The following is a 15,569-nucleotide window of genomic DNA, read 5'->3' on the forward strand; positions in this document are numbered from 1 at the left end:
GCCGTTTCTTATAAATTTCCTTATTTTATGCGGGTTTCCATATACTAAAGAAATATTTTACAACGTGTTTACAACTTTTAGATGTTTCGATATGATTTTTGATAGAGTAAAATAGGTATTTAAAGCTCAGCTTTATTTATATTATGCAATGTGTAATATGCGGCAATATTTTGTAAAATACTGCCACATATTATATTGTAACGCAAAATTATTTTTTGAAAATACGAACGAGGATAGCGACATTTAATACTAACCATAAAAAAATGCTACAATTATTAATTGAAATATATGGGATGTTTTGAGGAATAAAAGTAAAGAAATCCCTTAATAATTTTAAGGTGTCATATATGGATGGTAACCCCCAAAAAATCGCTAATAGTAGCCCTCCAATAGCGATAAAATTTTGAAAGTTATTATTCTGTTCTTGACGTTTATTGTTTAATATATTATCTATTGCGGAAAGCTTGGTATCTATAATTTTTTGTTTAGTGTAATAAGGCATCATATTTTCAAAAATAGAAATTTGTTCACTTACGCTTCCATAACAGCCCTCTTGTAATTGACAAATAAATTTAATGTTTTCCCAGTATTCATTTTGAATTTTTGTTAATTTTTGGGGAGCGTTAATTTTTTGGATAATTGTATTATGGTTATTTGCTTTTTTGAGAATAATAATCAGTAAAGCTAATTCTGCATTGTTTTGTAAATCACGTGATATTTGATTACAAATATAAAAATAGTCACTCTCAGTTAACACGTTGGTTCTATATTTATCCTTAAATTTTTCGCAAGCATAGTCTAATAGAGCTTGATCAACAAATGAGAGACAGCCGCCAGTGGCTTTTAAAACATATTTCATGTTGTGATTTCCCCAAGAATGGTTTCGTAAATATTCTTTGGCATCGTTTCTATATGATGTACAAGACCTTTCAGATACAGGAGCGCAAATAATACGAAATATGTCTTCTTGAAGAATATCCGGAAGATTATTTATTTGTGACGGAACTCCATCAAAGTCCGCTAAAATGATATGATTTATAGTATCATTATATTGCCAAATGCTAATTTTAAGATTTTTGTAAAGAGTATTAACATAGAACTTTGAAATTTCATCTAAAGTATTAACTGAACTAAAATCATCTTTCCATGTGCAATGTGTTTTTGAAATAAACTGATTAACCTCATTATTTTTTAAGGGTTTAGAGTCAACATTTATTAAAGGAAGTTCTAATTTTAGTACTCCCATTTTATTTGAGAAAACATATAATATAGCGAAAAGCCAGACATTTTCTTTGCTATTAAGTTCGATCTTCAATGGAAGTAAAAGAAACCGTTCATGTGAATTCACAAAATATTGTCCATAATACTGAGAAGAGTGTTCATATTCATCTTGTATACGTCTAATACGATTTTCTAATGCTTCAAGTTCTGTATTAATTACTGCAATTTTTAAAGAATTTCCAGTATCATCAAGTTCAATTCGTAATTCTTGATTTTTTATATCAAGAGGGGAGGAAGTAGTTGATTTGTACTTTTCAAAATCTTGTATTTTAAGGTATACGGAGTCGCTAGAAGAATAATTTTGATTGAATTCTTCTATAGTCTGAGCTAGCGACACGCCTAAAGCATGAAGGATTTTTTCACTATATTCCTCTTTAAAAATAAAGGAACTTTCTGCAATAGCAGTACATAGATTTTCAAAGGACAAATCGGTATCGAATTTTAAAGGATAATAGGTGTGAAATTCCCCGTATTTAATAACATTTATTCCTATAGTATCTTTTTTCATTTACTAAACCTCTCTAAATCCTGCGGTGCGTTGTTTTTTGCAATATCTATATACGCATTATATAGCGAATAAGGGGTTAGGTAAACATTTTGTTAATCTCGCCGCACAATAAAACAGCATAGACAGCCATTGTAAAAAGAGAGATACCACAATTAAGGCGGTGTGAAACTTTTTCTGTAAATATGTCATCAAAGGTTCTTCTATGATAAAATCTAATTCATAGGAGGGCCTTTTATTATGGCAAAACAGAAGAAACCTGTCCATCGAGTACAAATGACAGAAGGGAAACGTAACATTATCCATCAGCTACTGGAAGAATACGATATTCAGACAGCCGAAGATATTCAGGATGCTCTCAAGGATTTACTTGGCGGAACAATCAAAGAAATGATGGAAGCAGAAATGGAGGATCATCTTGGGTACGAAAAATCTGAGCGTTCAGATAATGATGATTACCGGAATGGTTACAAACGTAAACGTATAAACAGCAGCTATGGCTCTATGGAGATTGAGGTTCCACAGGACCGCAAATCAACTTTCCAGCCACAGGTGGTCAAAAAGCGCCAGAAAGATATCTCTGATATCGATCAGAAGATCATATCCATGTATGCCAAAGGAATGACAACCAGACAGATTTCTGAAACCATAGAGGATATTTATGGTTTTGAAACTTCAGAGGGTTTTATCTCTGATGTGACGGATAAAATCCTTCCACAGATAGAGGACTGGCAGAACCGCCCTCTGGATGAAGTATATCCAATCCTCTTTATCGATGCGATCCACTATTCAGTCCGGGATAATGGAGTGATCCGCAAACTGGCGGCATATGTGATCTTAGGGATCAATACGGAAGGAAAGAAGGAAGTTCTTACCATTCAGGTTGGAGATAACGAAAGCTCTAAATACTGGCTGTCCGTTCTGAATGAGCTGAAAAACCGCGGTGTAAAAGATATCTTGATTCTCTGTGCTGATGGTCTGACCGGGATCAAAGAAGCCATTGCAGCCTCCTTTCCGAAAACAGAGTATCAACGCTGTATTGTCCATCAGGTAAGAAACACCCTGAAGTATGTTCCGGATAAAGACAGGAAAGCCTTCGCAACGGATTTGAAAACCATCTATCAGGCGGCCGACGAAAAGAAAGCCCTGGCAGCCCTTGACCGGGTAACAGAGAAATGGACGCCAAAATACCCGAATTCCATGAAGCGCTGGAAGGATAACTGGGATGCGATTTCTCCGATTTTCAAGTTTTCAGCAGCTGTCCGGAAGGTCATATATACGACAAATGCGATAGAATCGTTAAACTCCACCTATCGGAGACTGAACCAGCAGAGAAGCGTTTTTCCGAGCGATACGGCGCTGCTGAAAGCCCTATATCTCGCTACCTTCGAAGCCACCAAAAGATGGACTACTACCATCCGGAACTGGGGCCAGGTATATGGCGAGCTGAGTATCATGTATGAAGGCAGGCTGCCGGACTAAAAATATTCAGGTTAACGAAGGCGGAAAAGCCGCCTGTTATTGACACGCCATCGGCCAGATGGTATATATAAAACAAAGGTGAAAAGCTTATTTTTTAAGCCTTTCACCCATTCTTATCATAGAAGAATCTTATTTACAGACTTTTCTTCACAGTCTCACAATTAAGTGTATCTCCCTTTTAATATTTAGGTTACTTTTTAATCTTGAGCTCACAAATTTCAACATAGCCTTTACCATAGCGGTCTGGATCTCGCCTTTCCATTCTTCATCTACCTGCATGCTGACATTGTCGTTTTCGTGATAAAACGGGCGTAAGCACAGCTTGGAGATATAAGCGGCATAAAAATTTAGAATTTCCTTGATGGATGTTTCATCCCCACTTGACGCTTTACAGATAAGGTCAAAAGAGGGATAACCATAATCTTTTGTCATTTACAATATTTCCTTTTTACTTAACATCATTTTCAATTTTTCTAAGCCTTTGTTCCGTGTATAGCCAACAGCAGAACGTGATACATGGTACAGCTTGGCAATTTCTTTATCGCTCATATCATGGAAATAGTAGAGCAGAATAAACGCTCTTTGTTTCTCTGATAATTTGTTCAACGCTGTACTGATTTTTTCATCAGATATTTGAACAGTGAAATGTAACACCGGGAATGTCGTTGTATCGCAAGAATACTTATCAACATTACCTTGCTCATTCAGCTTTGCTTCACCCATTTCACAAAATAACACTTCCTGCTTGAAACGTCTGGCAAGCAACTTTCTCTTTTGCTTCAACGTGCCTTTTATGGTTATCATCATTAAAGCGTTGAATTGTAGTCTGATGACTTCTTTAAAAGAAGATGTCTTCATTCTCTCTGTTGTCCTTTATTTCTTTAAATGAAAATATTCTGAAAAACAAGAGGATGTATTATTGATAAGGTGATTAAAACTTCCTCTTTCTCTAATGTGACCATTTTCCATATAAAAGATTTCATCGTACTTATCCAATAAATTTTGTTCTAAATGATGAGTAATTGTTATGAGTGTTAAATTTTCCATTTTTAATAATCTGTTTTCAATATCGTATGCTGTCTGCATATCAATAGCAGATGTACCCTCGTCTAATATGAGAATAGGTTTGTTTCTGATCAAAGCACGTGCAACTGCAATTCTTTGTTTTTGTCCACCAGATAGATTAGAGCCATTTTCTCCGACCCGATATTGCAAGCCGGTTGGAAGCTCAGATATAAATTCGGTCAATCCGCTGTCCTCTATAACTTTTTCAACTTGTTCCTCTGGATAATGTTCATGCAAACAGATATTGTCATATATAGTTTCGTCAAACATATAGATATTCTGATGAATGATTGATGACAGCTGAACCACACTATCCTTATCCAGCGTATGAAATTCCGTATCATCATATAAAATTTTGCCTTTGTATGTGGAGTAATAGCCGGATAAAAGTTTGATCAGTGTACTTTTTCCGCAACCGCTTTTCCCAACAATAACGTATTTCTTACCTTTTTCAATAAGGCAGTCTATTCCGCTTACTATATCTGTTGTTCCATCATAGGAAAAGGACAAATCTTTTGCATTTATATGAGATTGATATGTGGCTATACTTTCTTTTTGGGGCAGAGATATGGAATGTTTCGATATAATTTCCAGCTTTTCTGCAATAGGGTGGACGCTTTTCATCTTAGGAATATTTGTAAATATCATAATAAGTGGATTTGCCAGATTACTGCTCACTTGTACCATTCCTAATAAAGTTCCCACAGTTATACGTCCTGCAATAATAAAGTAAGCAGATAAAAATAGAACCACAATTTGAACCATAAGGGCCAGGAAAGCAGAAAGCCCTTCGTTTAGTGCAAGTAATCTGTCAACGCTATATTTAGATTTGATCGTTTCGGTATTTGCCTTATCAAATCGTTGTATTACGGTTTTTGACATAGAATATGATTTAATGATTTCAAAACCAGACAGAATATCTTTTAAACTGACTGTGAAGTCTGCCAGCTTTGAAGAAAACTGATTCTGTCTTTTCTCCAGTGTTCCACCCAGCAGACTTGGTACAAGGAACATAACTGCAATCGCTGCTATTACGCAAACTGTAACAATGATGTCAAAATAAATCATCAATATGAAAGATGATATAAAGATAACGGTGTATTGGACTACTTCAAACAATGGGAGTAAAAAATTGTCCTCCAGCATTTTCACATCATTTGTAACGACAGATATATAATCAGCGGTATTCTTCTTTTCAAAATCTTCTATACTGTGATTGATTGTTCCTAGAAAAACATCTGAACGGATTTGAAGCATAATCTTACAAATCACTTTTTTGCTCAGTAACGATTGGAGATAAAGAGAAAATCCCAACACTACAAAATAGATAATCGAAAATATAACCATTCTTATAAATTGCTGGATATTTTTATCCATAGCGATATCCAATAGTTGCTGAAGCAGGACAGCCATAAAAACATACCCCAGAGAAGAGACTACGCTGGTTAAAATCGTTAAGATAAATAAGAACTTGCTTTTCTTAATATAGATACTCATAATTTCCTCCTTTTTATACATGTTACATGTATGTATATTATTAAAAATAAAATTGCCTTTCGACAATCTTATTTTCATGTGCAGCGCTAAGCGTTTTCTTTGCATAGCTTGACAATTTCATCATCAATTACCGGAAGTCCCAGATTATCCATGATCGATTTGATCATTAAAAATTTCTGCCATGCTTCATCATCAGTCATGGGATATATCGTAGGTATCGACCAGAAATTCGTTAAAAGAACAAATAAATCTGCTAATAATTTTGGCTGTGCTGATTTAATAGAACCGTCCTGTATTCCTTCCTCGATCAGTTCTTGATACATAGGTGCCAGTTCCTGATTACTTTCAATCAGCTTTTTTAGAAAAGCTGGACTTCCCATAAGCTGCATGGATGCCATACTTAACTGATGATGCTCTGTTTTATCAAAAGCTGTTTTTAATACGAACTTCAACTTTTCTAATCCGTTCAGTTCTTTGTGGTTTTTTGCTTTCTCAAAGGGGTTACTCTCATAAAAAAGTTTTTCGCATAAAGCATCAAATACTTCTTCCTTTGATTTGAAATGATGATAAAAAGCTCCTCTCGTCAGTCCGCCCATTTCGCTTATAATATCTAATACAGTTGTTTCTTCATACCCTTTTTCTAAAAATAATTTTAAAGAAGCGTCCAATATTTTTTGAACTGTTTCTTCTGGATACTTATTACGCGGCAAAAGCTCACCCCCATACATACACTTTGCACGTATATAGTATCATGCAATCTGCATGTATGTCAATGAGGTTGTTTTTTGAAAATAGATTATTTTCATTGAAAAAGTTATTGACAAACTGGAAGACATACAAAACCGAACCATGGCGTTTTATAGATTTGGCTATGGCAGAGCAGCGCCGGATATGCTATACTTCAAACGTTATATCAAGACTACTTAAAGTGGAAAGAATTGAATCGTAATACAAAGTTAACATTATCAAGAAAGAGGACTTAAGGAGAAACGCGAACATGATAAAAATACTATTCATCTGCCACGGAAAGTGACGTAAATAGTGCTGAAAACCTTTGAAAATCAAGGATTTTTTCGAAATCCGACCTGAATTTACGACACTTTTACGACAGATGAAGTCAAGCTATGATAAATACGTTGTGAAAGAGGTCAAATACGATGGAAGAAAGAATTACGAAGAATGGAATTGATTATGTGCTGATTGGAGATTATTACATACCGGATTTGATGTTGCCGGAGGAGGAACGTCCTATCGGGAAATATGGGCGTATGCACAGAGAATATCTGAGAGAGAATAAGCCGATGTTATTTAATGATTTAGTGCTGAGTTGCCAGCTCTGGACTTACCTTGCGGATATAGACGAGCAGGCACAGGACAAATTGCAGGTCATCATTAGTCAGATGCAAAAAGCTGAGTCTGTAACGGAGAAATTGAAAGTGGATAACCAATGGGAATGGATTCAGAGAATGGGCAGCATCCACAATCGTGCAGAAGAAATTATATTGAATGAAATGATATATGTCTGATTAAAAACGGGGTAGGCAACTACTCCGTTTTTACATTGTATGAATTAAAAAAAGGCAGTATAATTGTCATAAAGAATACTGTAAATATATGATGTGGAGATAAGAATATGATTAACAAAATACATATAGAGAACGTTGCGACTTATGTTTCTGGCGTGGAATTCTATCCTAAAAAGATTAGTTTTATTTACGGAGCAAATGGGACTGGCAAATCTACGCTGTCAAAAGTGTTAAATAATGAGATATCTTCTCCTATGTGTAGTGTCACATGGGATTCTGACACGAAAGAAGATATCGTTGTATATAACAGAGATTTTGTTGAAAAGAATTTCCAGACTGACACAAAATTAAAGGGGATTTTTTCTTTGGGTGAAGAGTCTATCGAAGTTCAAAAGGAAATCGAGGAAAAACGAAAAAAGATAGATGAAGTTGAAGATGAAAAGATCAAGGCACAAAATAGCATAAATAGAATCAATAGTGAGCAAGCTGATTTGAGGAATGCAATTGAACAGAAATGCTGGAATGTACAAAAAATGTATGGTGCAGAATTTGCGGATGCGTTGATTGGTTTTCGTAATAAAACAAAATCATTTTGTGATCAGTGTATAAAATGTTCAAGTACACTGGTAAAAGAAAATGTACTGTCGCTTGAAGAGTTAAGAATTATGTATCAAGCCGCTTTTTCAAAAGAGGCATCAAAAGATGATAAATACAAGAGCTTGCCGATTTCTGAAATAAATGCATTGGACACAAATGAGCTGTTAGGTACAGTCATTGTTGGAAAAAGTGACACGCCTATAGGAACTTTTATTGAATATTTAAAAGCAAGTGATTGGGTAAAAACAGGTGTTGGGTATGCAAGGAAAGTTCCAGGAAAATGTCCATATTGTCAGCAAAGTTTACCACAGAACATACAAGAGGACATAGAGGCATATTTTGATAAAAAATATGAAGATAATAAGGCTGATTTAGACGGTTATGAGAAGGCGTATAGTTCAATGGTGCTTAAAGTAAAAACAGTCATTCAAGAAATTGAAAGTAAAAGATATGCCTATGTTGATTATGCAGAATTTGATGAAAAAAAGACTGTTCTCATATCAAAACTTGAGAAAAACCAGCAGATTATTCAATCTAAAGTAAAATTCTTGTCAGAGGTTGTTGAGATAGAATCGGTTATTTCTATAGCCTCTGAGCTGGTAGAATTGATTGACCAATTTAATGCAAAGATTGAAAAGAATAATGAACTGGTTGAAAATCAGGGACGGGCAAGGAATGAATGTAAGGACAGATTATGGGATTTTTTAACACTCCAATGTATCGAAGATATTGAAAAATTTCTTAAAGAATTTGGAGGGAGAGAAAAAGGAAAGAAACGTATTCTTGAGCAGAAAAAGCAGCGAGAAGATCTAATAAAGAGTTTAAAAGCTGAGATTGAGACTAAAGAAGCATCTCTTACAAGCGTTAGACCTACTGTTGATGCAATAAATCATTTGCTTAAAGAATTTGGGTTTAATGGTTTTCTGCTTGAAGTCAATGAAGAAAAAACAGGTACTTACAAAATTGTACGTCCATCTGGAGAAGATGCCAGCAAAACACTGAGCGAAGGAGAGAACAATTTTATTTCCTTTTTATATTTCTATCATCTTTGTTTTGGAAGTCAAAAAAAGACAGGGTTAACATCAAAGAAAATCTTAGTAATCGATGATCCGATTTCAAGCATGGATAGTAATGTATTGTTTATTGTTTCTACACTGGTTAAGAATGTAATTAAAAATTGTAAGGAAAATGAGAAAGGAATAAATCAAGTCATCATTTTAACCCATAATGTTTATTTTCATAAAGAAATTACATTCTGGGGAAATAAGGATGCATTACCTTCTACGCAGACTCGATACTATATTTTGAGAAAAGTAGCAGAAGAAACAACGATTCAAGAATATGAAACCAATCCGATAAAAACTTCGTATGAATTATTGTGGAAAGAATTGAAAAATGCGAATGTCGGGTCGGCTAATATGCTTATGAATGTTATGCGACGCATTTTAGAACATTATTTCATGATTATCGGTGGGATTGATTACGAGAAATGTATCAATCAAATTGAAGGTACAGATAAAATAATTTGTAAGGCGTTGGTTTCTTTTATAAATGATGGTTCACATTCTGTGTTTGAAGATTTAATTTTTACTCCGGACGATGGAGATATAGAAAATTATAAAAGAGTATTTAAATTGGTATTTGAAAAATTAGGTCATATCGACCATTACAATATGATGATGAATAAAATTTAAATTGGCAATTTATTCGATAACATAGTGGCATGATTCGCTTAGACAAAGATGAATAGGAAGAGGTAATGAAAGCTACGAAATGATTGACACTGCAGTACATACCTGTTACACTTCGTGTAACAGGTATGTACTGCAAGAAATAGTGGGAGCTTGTATTCTTTTTTGAAAAAGGAATCTTGACAGCCGCAATAAAAGTTGTATAATGATAGTAACAGAACCCACCACGCCTCTGATTTTCATGCGCAACCCGGTGGGACTTTTTCATTTATGGGGTGTTTTATGTATCAATATCCAAAACAAATATTAACAATGGCACAGCAGGTGCAATCATATATTGATGCGGGAATGGTAATTACTTCTCGTGCGGACGTAGAAAAGGCATTAAAGTCAGTTGGATTTTATCGTTTGCGTGGATATTCGTTCCATTTATATGATAATGCTTCAAAGAAGTATGTTCCGGGAACAAAGTTTGAAGATATTTTAAAGTTGTATCAATTTGATCAGGAATTATCTGCATTGATTTTTTCAATGATTTCCAAGATTGAAGTGGCTTTGAGAGTGCGATTGGTGGAAGCGTTGCTTATACACGGAGAACCACTTGTTTTGCAGGATTCATCGATTTTTAAAGAGAAAAAACTGTATTGGCAGAATATGTCTACAGTAGCGTCAGAAATTGCTCGCTCTAATGATGTGTTTATCAAACATAATTTTGACAATCATGATGGAGAGGTGCCTGTATGGGCAGCTGTTGAAGTTCTTTCATTTGGTACGCTATCGAAAATAATTAAGAATTTGAAAACAGGTACTGGAAGTTCGTATTCTATATTAGCGGCTAATTACCAATATAAATCGAAAAAAGGAAATTTGGTAAATCCATCACAGAAAATGCTTGCTTCATGGATACAGGGAGTTTCAGTATTGCGTAATATGTGTGCTCATAATTCCAGAATTTACAATCGCACAATACATACGACACCGGAAATTCTGGATGCAGATAAAATCTCACCACCGCCGGCACATAACGGTTTGTATCAAATTCTATTGGCGATGAAGTATTTGCGTTCATCCGATGAGGAGTGGACAGTATTTGTAGATGCTTTCGATAAGCTGATTCAAAATAATATCAGTGTGGTCAGTCTTACAGCAATGAATCTTCCAGCGGATTGGAAAGTACATTTAAGTGTATAAATGAAGTAGAGCTGCATAAAATAGTAAAGCAGACCTAACCAAGCATTGTTATGCTCAAACCGGTTAGGCTTTCGGCGGAGTGTTACGATAAGCACTTCGCCACTTTTATTTTGTGGAAATTAAATGGAATTTGGGCTTCGTCTGTTTGTAATATTTATTTTGCTGAATAATCTGATATAATATTCGTAGATAAATTGTGCTATAGAAGGAGCAGATACATGAGAAGAAGTGATGGACGAGAAACTTGGCATAGATTATTAGAATGGGATAAAGGACAAGCACCGGCAGAACGCTTGGCTGCGGTAGTGCTATTTAGTGATGGATTTAGAAATGTTGATCCGTCTCATCCATTAGGTGGCAGAGATGGGCTGAAAGATATGATTTTAACTAATAATGGAACTAAGTGGATAGGAGCAGTTTATTTTCCAAGAGGACAGCAGAGTTTTTCTGATATTAAATCAAAATTCGAACACGATTTACAAGGAGTGAAACAGAACGAGGCAAATGGCATTGTGTTTGTTACAAATCAGGAGTTAAGATTATCGGAACGAAAAGAATTAACGGAAATCGATGATGATATAGATGTACAAATCTATCATTTGGAGAGACTCGCAACTTTGTTGAATTCACCGGCAAATTATGGGGTTCGTATGGAATTTCTGGAAATTGAAATGAACAAAGAGGAACAGTTGGCCTTTTTTGCAAATCAGAATCAGAAAATATCTAATATTGAAGCCACATTAGAAAAATTGACCATAGGCTTAGAAGAATATAAATTAAGTAAGAGACTTCCAGAAGCAAAACAGGTAGAAAATCTTTTTGAAAGTGAGGAAGAAGAATTTTATGAAGAAGATGAACCACGTAGCATAGATGAAATAGTTGATGCTGTGGGGGGGTTTCTTGATAAGATATGGTTTGATAGGCATTTGTCTTTGAGATATCGAATCGAAACGGGGATGGAAGCCGTTGATCCGGAAATATGGAAAGGTGCGTTAAATTCTGCCCAGAAAGTAATCGATAAATACGGAGAAGAAAATCTTGGACCGTATAGTGATTTTGAATGGGGCATGCTTAATGGTAAACTTTCTGCTCTCAGATGGGTTTTAGGCGACGACTGGGATATGTTAGATACATAATAAGTGAAAAGGGGTGAACGTATGGGATTTCCAACAAGTGTTGCAGATGACGTACTGGTTCGTTGTGGCAGACATTGCTGTTTGTGTGGAAAGTATGTAGGTCAAAAAATTGAATTGCATCACATAAAGCAAGTTGCTGATGGCGGAGAAGATACTGCGGATAATTGTATTCCTCTGTGCTTTGATTGTCATGCAGAGGTAAAGGCTTATAATCCGCATCATCCAAAAGGGAGAAAATTTACCGAAAAAGAGTTAAAGGGACATAGAGATAAGTGCTATGAAAGATATTCGTTAAAAAATAATGATAGTTCAGCATTAAATTCTGAAAAGCCGAAAAGTATATTTCCACCTCCTGAGAATACGTCATTGATACGTTGGGGTTACCCAGAGCAGGATAAATTGTGTCCTGTTTTTCCGGGTAATATAGTATTGGTAGCTGGTTGTACCGGTACGAAGAAAAGTACATATTTGCACCATGTTGTCAATCAGAATATTATATCTGGTCATAGAGTAGTATATTGCTGTATGAAGGACAAACCTTTTGATGTAAGCATTGAAATAATTAGTGAAAATGCACATGTAAATGTGGAGTATATAAAGCGTGGAATGGTTACAGAAGAAGATTGGGAAAAATTAACAAGTAGCCAAGTGGCTTCGAATAGTGAAAATTTGGCACTGATTCCGTATAATGAGATTTCTGAAAGCAATAAGATTTTGGATATTGTTGAAAATTCAGGAGCGGAAATAGTTGTAATTGACGATTTCAATGGTATTATGTTGGATGATGCTGATTCAGTTGAGCGTTTTCTTTATAAATTAAAGAATATTGCTGCACAAAGCCAAACTGTTGTATTTGTAATTTATAACCTTAGTATACCGAAACAAAGGATTGATATGAGACCGATGCTGAGAGATTTTCCATCCGATAGCTATTACCGCCTCTTCGATATTATTCAGTTATTGTATAAACCGGATTTGTTTTTTTATGATGAAGATGATAAGGAAAGATTAGAGATTATTATTGTAAAAGGAGCTTTGAAGGTTCCTTACACAATAAAGTTATTAGTTCCAGATAAAATTACAGGAGTTTTTTCGTTGGCTGAGTAAATAAGAGCGCCTTTGTTTCCAGATTGTAGTGGGAACAAAGGCGTTTTTTCTATTTCTTACCTTTTTTACGATTCGGCAGAGCCTTTAACAGCTTTGACCTTTTAAACACATCCTTCATAACCTTATGTTCATCTACAGAAAGGTGGTCAAATGGAATCTGCATTTCGTCACAGAAGAAATGCCAGAATTCCTCGATAGGGTTGCTTTTGAATTTGAGGGTCTGCAAGAAACGCTGCACCTTTTTGTCGTTGGACATAGGCCTTTCGATTGGTGTGGATTCGGCAGCGTGTTCGTGATTTTCACGGATAGTGCGGATAATATTGTCCCAATCGCTGTGAATGGTATGGAAGAAGTATTCTTCCTCCTGGATATGCGAGCTTTCCAGAACTTTTAGATACAGGTCATTGGCATCCGGATTCTTCTGTTGAATGATTTGTAGGCGGACAGCATCCAGCCAGTCATTCATATTTTTAATCTGCATGGTAGCAATGCCGTCAACATAAATTTCGGTATCAGTCATCAACTTTATAAAATCTGGATGTTTGATGATTTCGCATAAGAGCCTGTTATTGAAATGTCCACTTTTCAAGAGGTCTATAGTTTCATCATCCAACATCAACTCATCTATTTCGGTGGATGTGGATTCTCTAACTTCGGTGTTTCCAACAAGCCATTCCAAAGAGACACCATAATAGTCAGCCAGACTGTTCAGTATAGCAATATTATATTCCTTATTTTCTTTGTTTTCATACTTACTTAATGTAGAACCGGTTATTCCAACAGCAGCCGCAACAATATCTTGGGTCAGTTTGCGTTCTTTTCTTAAATCTTCTAATTTTTCTTGTATTGATAATTGAGTTTTCATAGGTATCCTCCTGATGCAGATATTCTACCATATTTCAGCATAAATTTACAATGTGCCTCGGGTTTTCCAATCGGAAAAAACGGGGCATTTTTGCGGGAATTTTCGACCATGGAAATAATCCGGGAATTTTGATTTTTCGGTGTATGATGTAGCCAGTTCAGAGATGAACGAAAAATTGAATGACCGTCCGAGATGAGATAAACCGCCATGATCATAAAGGGAGCGCTTCCGTAAGGGAGACTGGACAGCACCGCACAGGGGATATGCCTCCAAGGAAACATCAAGGGTAGAACGGCAGAATCCTGTTTGTGGAATTGCAAGTACTATTGCATTTCCACATTACATAGAGATTTGACAATCTCTAAACAAAAAATAAGAAGGAGAAAACAGATGAGATTATCTAAGTATGAGAAAGAAACTATTATTTTGACCAGTGAGGGTGATGACACTGTCCAGATTTACACTTTCAACGCATCGTTGAAACGTAGGCTTGCGGAATATGCAGAAAAGTATCCGCATCTGGCAAGGTTGGATAAATGGACAGCCGAAGGCAGCGTGACCTATGTTTTGGATAAATCCAGAGTGTCTATTCGTTTGCTGTCGCCACTTTCAGAGGAAAGACGGAAAGTTTTCAGTGAGTGTGGTAAAAAATACGGCATGAATGCCAGCAGAAGATTATTGGAACAAGTTGCAACTTAATGTTGTTTTACAGGCGATATTCATTCAAAATGCCAGTTTCAGAGCTGGTATTTTGTAATGCTTATATAACAGCAAGGTAAAATATCAGGTGTAATTCGACAATTCAAATAGTGCGGTCTGGAAGTGGCAGATTGCCTATACGAAGGAGGAACAATGGGAAATGTATATGGCTATGTTCGTGTCAGTACCAAGGATCAGAACGAAGACAGACAGCTTATCGCATTACAAGAAATGTCTATCCCTGAGAAAAATATCTTTGTAGATAAGCAATCCGGTAAGGACTTCAAACGTCCGATGTACAAACGAATGTTAAGAAAAATAAAAAAAGACGATTTGCTTTATGTGAAAAGTATAGATCGACTTGGAAGAAATTATGCTGAAATTTTGGAACAATGGCGAATACTCACGAAAGAAAAAGGAATTGATATCGTGGTTCTGGATATGCCCCTTTTGGACACACGCCGAGGAAAAGACCTTATGGGAACTTTCCTGAGTGATATTGTATTGCAGGTATTGTCTTTTGTTGCGGAAAATGAACGAACAAATATCAGACAGAGACAGGCAGAGGGGATTGCTGCTGCAAAGATGAGAGGTGTTCGCTTCGGAAGACCGCCAAGTCCATTGCCAGAGAACTTCCATGAAATATATCAGCAATGGAAAAATGGAAAAATTACCGGTCTGGCAGCTGCAAAAGCGTGTGGGATGCCAATGTCCACATTTCGCTATCGAGCGGAAATTTACGAAAAAGCCAAGTTGTTGTAAACAGGTATTTTTACAGGAATGTGTACCTTTTCGACACCGGAAAAATACGATTTGATGCTCCCCAGAAAGCCTTTAAATATCTGGAAAAACGCTTATTTTTGTGGTATGATTTAAGTTAATGAAAAAAACAGGCATTTTACAGAAAGGTACACATTTTGGAAAGTG

The 15,569-nt window shown here is 35.8% G+C and carries 14 protein-coding genes; 8 read left to right on the forward strand and 6 right to left on the reverse strand.

The annotated features are described in order from the left end of the window. Positions 1-208 precede the first annotated feature (208 nt). Entirely contained in the window at positions 209-1,789 is a 1,581-nt protein-coding gene (locus tag R2J37_RS05350; protein WP_316266452.1) for a hypothetical protein, read from the reverse strand. 237 nt (positions 1,790-2,026) lie between these two features. Between R2J37_RS05350 and R2J37_RS05355 the strand changes: the two genes are divergently transcribed. Next, positions 2,027-3,268 carry an IS256 family transposase gene (locus tag R2J37_RS05355; RefSeq protein WP_256194440.1) on the forward strand — a complete coding sequence of 414 codons (1,242 nt, stop codon included), beginning with the start codon at positions 2,027-2,029 and terminating at the stop codon, positions 3,266-3,268. A 147-nt stretch (positions 3,269-3,415) separates the two neighbouring features. On the opposite strand, the gene R2J37_RS05360 is transcribed toward R2J37_RS05355, so the two are convergent. From R2J37_RS05360 to R2J37_RS05375, 4 genes are all read right to left on the reverse strand, one after another. After that, positions 3,416-3,700: a helix-turn-helix domain-containing protein gene (locus R2J37_RS05360; RefSeq protein ID WP_316266454.1), complete on the reverse strand. Its 285-nt coding sequence runs from the start codon at positions 3,698-3,700 to the stop codon at positions 3,416-3,418. Continuing rightward, the gene (locus R2J37_RS05365; RefSeq protein ID WP_316266456.1) at positions 3,701-4,126 is read right to left on the reverse strand and encodes an RNA polymerase sigma factor; all 426 of its coding nucleotides are present in this window, start codon (positions 4,124-4,126) and stop codon (positions 3,701-3,703) included. It abuts the gene before it with no gap. Positions 4,127-4,141: 15 nt separating this feature from the next. Then, complete coding sequence (locus tag R2J37_RS05370) at positions 4,142-5,830, reverse strand: ABC transporter ATP-binding protein (RefSeq protein WP_316266458.1); 1,689 nt, start codon at positions 5,828-5,830, stop codon at positions 4,142-4,144. 86 nt (positions 5,831-5,916) lie between these two features. After that, positions 5,917-6,540: a TetR/AcrR family transcriptional regulator gene (locus R2J37_RS05375; RefSeq protein WP_316266460.1), complete on the reverse strand. Its 624-nt coding sequence runs from the start codon at positions 6,538-6,540 to the stop codon at positions 5,917-5,919. A gap of 447 nt (positions 6,541-6,987) precedes the next feature. Here R2J37_RS05375 and R2J37_RS05380 point away from each other — a divergent pair, with 447 nt between their 5' ends. From R2J37_RS05380 to R2J37_RS05400, 5 genes are all read left to right on the forward strand, one after another. Then, positions 6,988-7,356 carry a TnpV protein gene (locus R2J37_RS05380; RefSeq protein WP_316266462.1) on the forward strand — a complete coding sequence of 123 codons (369 nt, stop codon included), beginning with the start codon at positions 6,988-6,990 and terminating at the stop codon, positions 7,354-7,356. Between the two features lie 107 nt (positions 7,357-7,463). Continuing rightward, positions 7,464-9,647 (forward strand): AAA family ATPase, encoded by a 2,184-nt coding sequence (locus R2J37_RS05385; protein WP_316266464.1) that lies wholly within the window; start codon positions 7,464-7,466, stop codon positions 9,645-9,647. 279 nt (positions 9,648-9,926) lie between these two features. Then, a complete protein-coding gene (locus tag R2J37_RS05390) occupies positions 9,927-10,835 on the forward strand; it encodes an Abi family protein (RefSeq protein WP_316266467.1) in 909 nt (302 codons plus the stop codon). Positions 10,836-11,053: 218 nt separating this feature from the next. Then, the gene (locus R2J37_RS05395; protein ID WP_316266469.1) at positions 11,054-11,971 is read left to right on the forward strand and encodes a hypothetical protein; all 918 of its coding nucleotides are present in this window, start codon (positions 11,054-11,056) and stop codon (positions 11,969-11,971) included. Between the two features lie 21 nt (positions 11,972-11,992). Then, positions 11,993-13,078: a DnaB-like helicase C-terminal domain-containing protein gene (locus tag R2J37_RS05400; protein ID WP_316266471.1), complete on the forward strand. Its 1,086-nt coding sequence runs from the start codon at positions 11,993-11,995 to the stop codon at positions 13,076-13,078. Positions 13,079-13,127: 49 nt separating this feature from the next. On the opposite strand, the gene R2J37_RS05405 is transcribed toward R2J37_RS05400, so the two are convergent. Beyond that, on the reverse strand, positions 13,128-13,943 hold the full coding sequence (locus tag R2J37_RS05405; protein ID WP_316266473.1) for a helix-turn-helix domain-containing protein: 816 nt from the start codon (positions 13,941-13,943) through the stop codon (positions 13,128-13,130). A gap of 390 nt (positions 13,944-14,333) precedes the next feature. Between R2J37_RS05405 and R2J37_RS05410 the strand changes: the two genes are divergently transcribed. Next, on the forward strand, positions 14,334-14,642 hold the full coding sequence (locus R2J37_RS05410; protein ID WP_316266474.1) for a molecular chaperone: 309 nt from the start codon (positions 14,334-14,336) through the stop codon (positions 14,640-14,642). A 153-nt stretch (positions 14,643-14,795) separates the two neighbouring features. Further along, positions 14,796-15,404, forward strand: a complete 609-nt coding sequence (locus R2J37_RS05415) for a recombinase family protein (RefSeq protein ID WP_316266476.1) — start codon at positions 14,796-14,798, stop codon at positions 15,402-15,404. The last annotated feature ends 165 nt before the right edge of the window (positions 15,405-15,569 follow it).

Origin of the sequence: Claveliimonas bilis, assembly GCF_030296775.1 — a bacterium.
Lineage (GTDB): Bacteria > Bacillota > Clostridia > Lachnospirales > Lachnospiraceae > Claveliimonas > Claveliimonas bilis.

What these genes read in the sequence shown, in the direction of transcription:
- R2J37_RS05405 (WP_316266473.1), bottom strand. Translation starts at nt 13,943, where the DNA reads ATGAAAACTCAATTATCAATACAAGAAAAATTAGAAGATTTAAGAAAA.
- R2J37_RS05385 (WP_316266464.1), top strand. Translation starts at nt 7,464, where the DNA reads ATGATTAACAAAATACATATAGAGAACGTTGCGACTTATGTTTCTGGC.
- R2J37_RS05380 (WP_316266462.1), top strand. Translation starts at nt 6,988, where the DNA reads ATGGAAGAAAGAATTACGAAGAATGGAATTGATTATGTGCTGATTGGA.
- R2J37_RS05370 (WP_316266458.1), bottom strand. Translation starts at nt 5,830, where the DNA reads ATGAGTATCTATATTAAGAAAAGCAAGTTCTTATTTATCTTAACGATT.
- R2J37_RS05390 (WP_316266467.1), top strand. Translation starts at nt 9,927, where the DNA reads ATGTATCAATATCCAAAACAAATATTAACAATGGCACAGCAGGTGCAA.
- R2J37_RS05410 (WP_316266474.1), top strand. Translation starts at nt 14,334, where the DNA reads ATGAGATTATCTAAGTATGAGAAAGAAACTATTATTTTGACCAGTGAG.
- R2J37_RS05350 (WP_316266452.1), bottom strand. Translation starts at nt 1,789, where the DNA reads ATGAAAAAAGATACTATAGGAATAAATGTTATTAAATACGGGGAATTT.
- R2J37_RS05360 (WP_316266454.1), bottom strand. Translation starts at nt 3,700, where the DNA reads ATGACAAAAGATTATGGTTATCCCTCTTTTGACCTTATCTGTAAAGCG.
- R2J37_RS05415 (WP_316266476.1), top strand. Translation starts at nt 14,796, where the DNA reads ATGGGAAATGTATATGGCTATGTTCGTGTCAGTACCAAGGATCAGAAC.
- R2J37_RS05365 (WP_316266456.1), bottom strand. Translation starts at nt 4,126, where the DNA reads ATGAAGACATCTTCTTTTAAAGAAGTCATCAGACTACAATTCAACGCT.
- R2J37_RS05355 (WP_256194440.1), top strand. Translation starts at nt 2,027, where the DNA reads ATGGCAAAACAGAAGAAACCTGTCCATCGAGTACAAATGACAGAAGGG.
- R2J37_RS05400 (WP_316266471.1), top strand. Translation starts at nt 11,993, where the DNA reads ATGGGATTTCCAACAAGTGTTGCAGATGACGTACTGGTTCGTTGTGGC.
- R2J37_RS05395 (WP_316266469.1), top strand. Translation starts at nt 11,054, where the DNA reads ATGAGAAGAAGTGATGGACGAGAAACTTGGCATAGATTATTAGAATGG.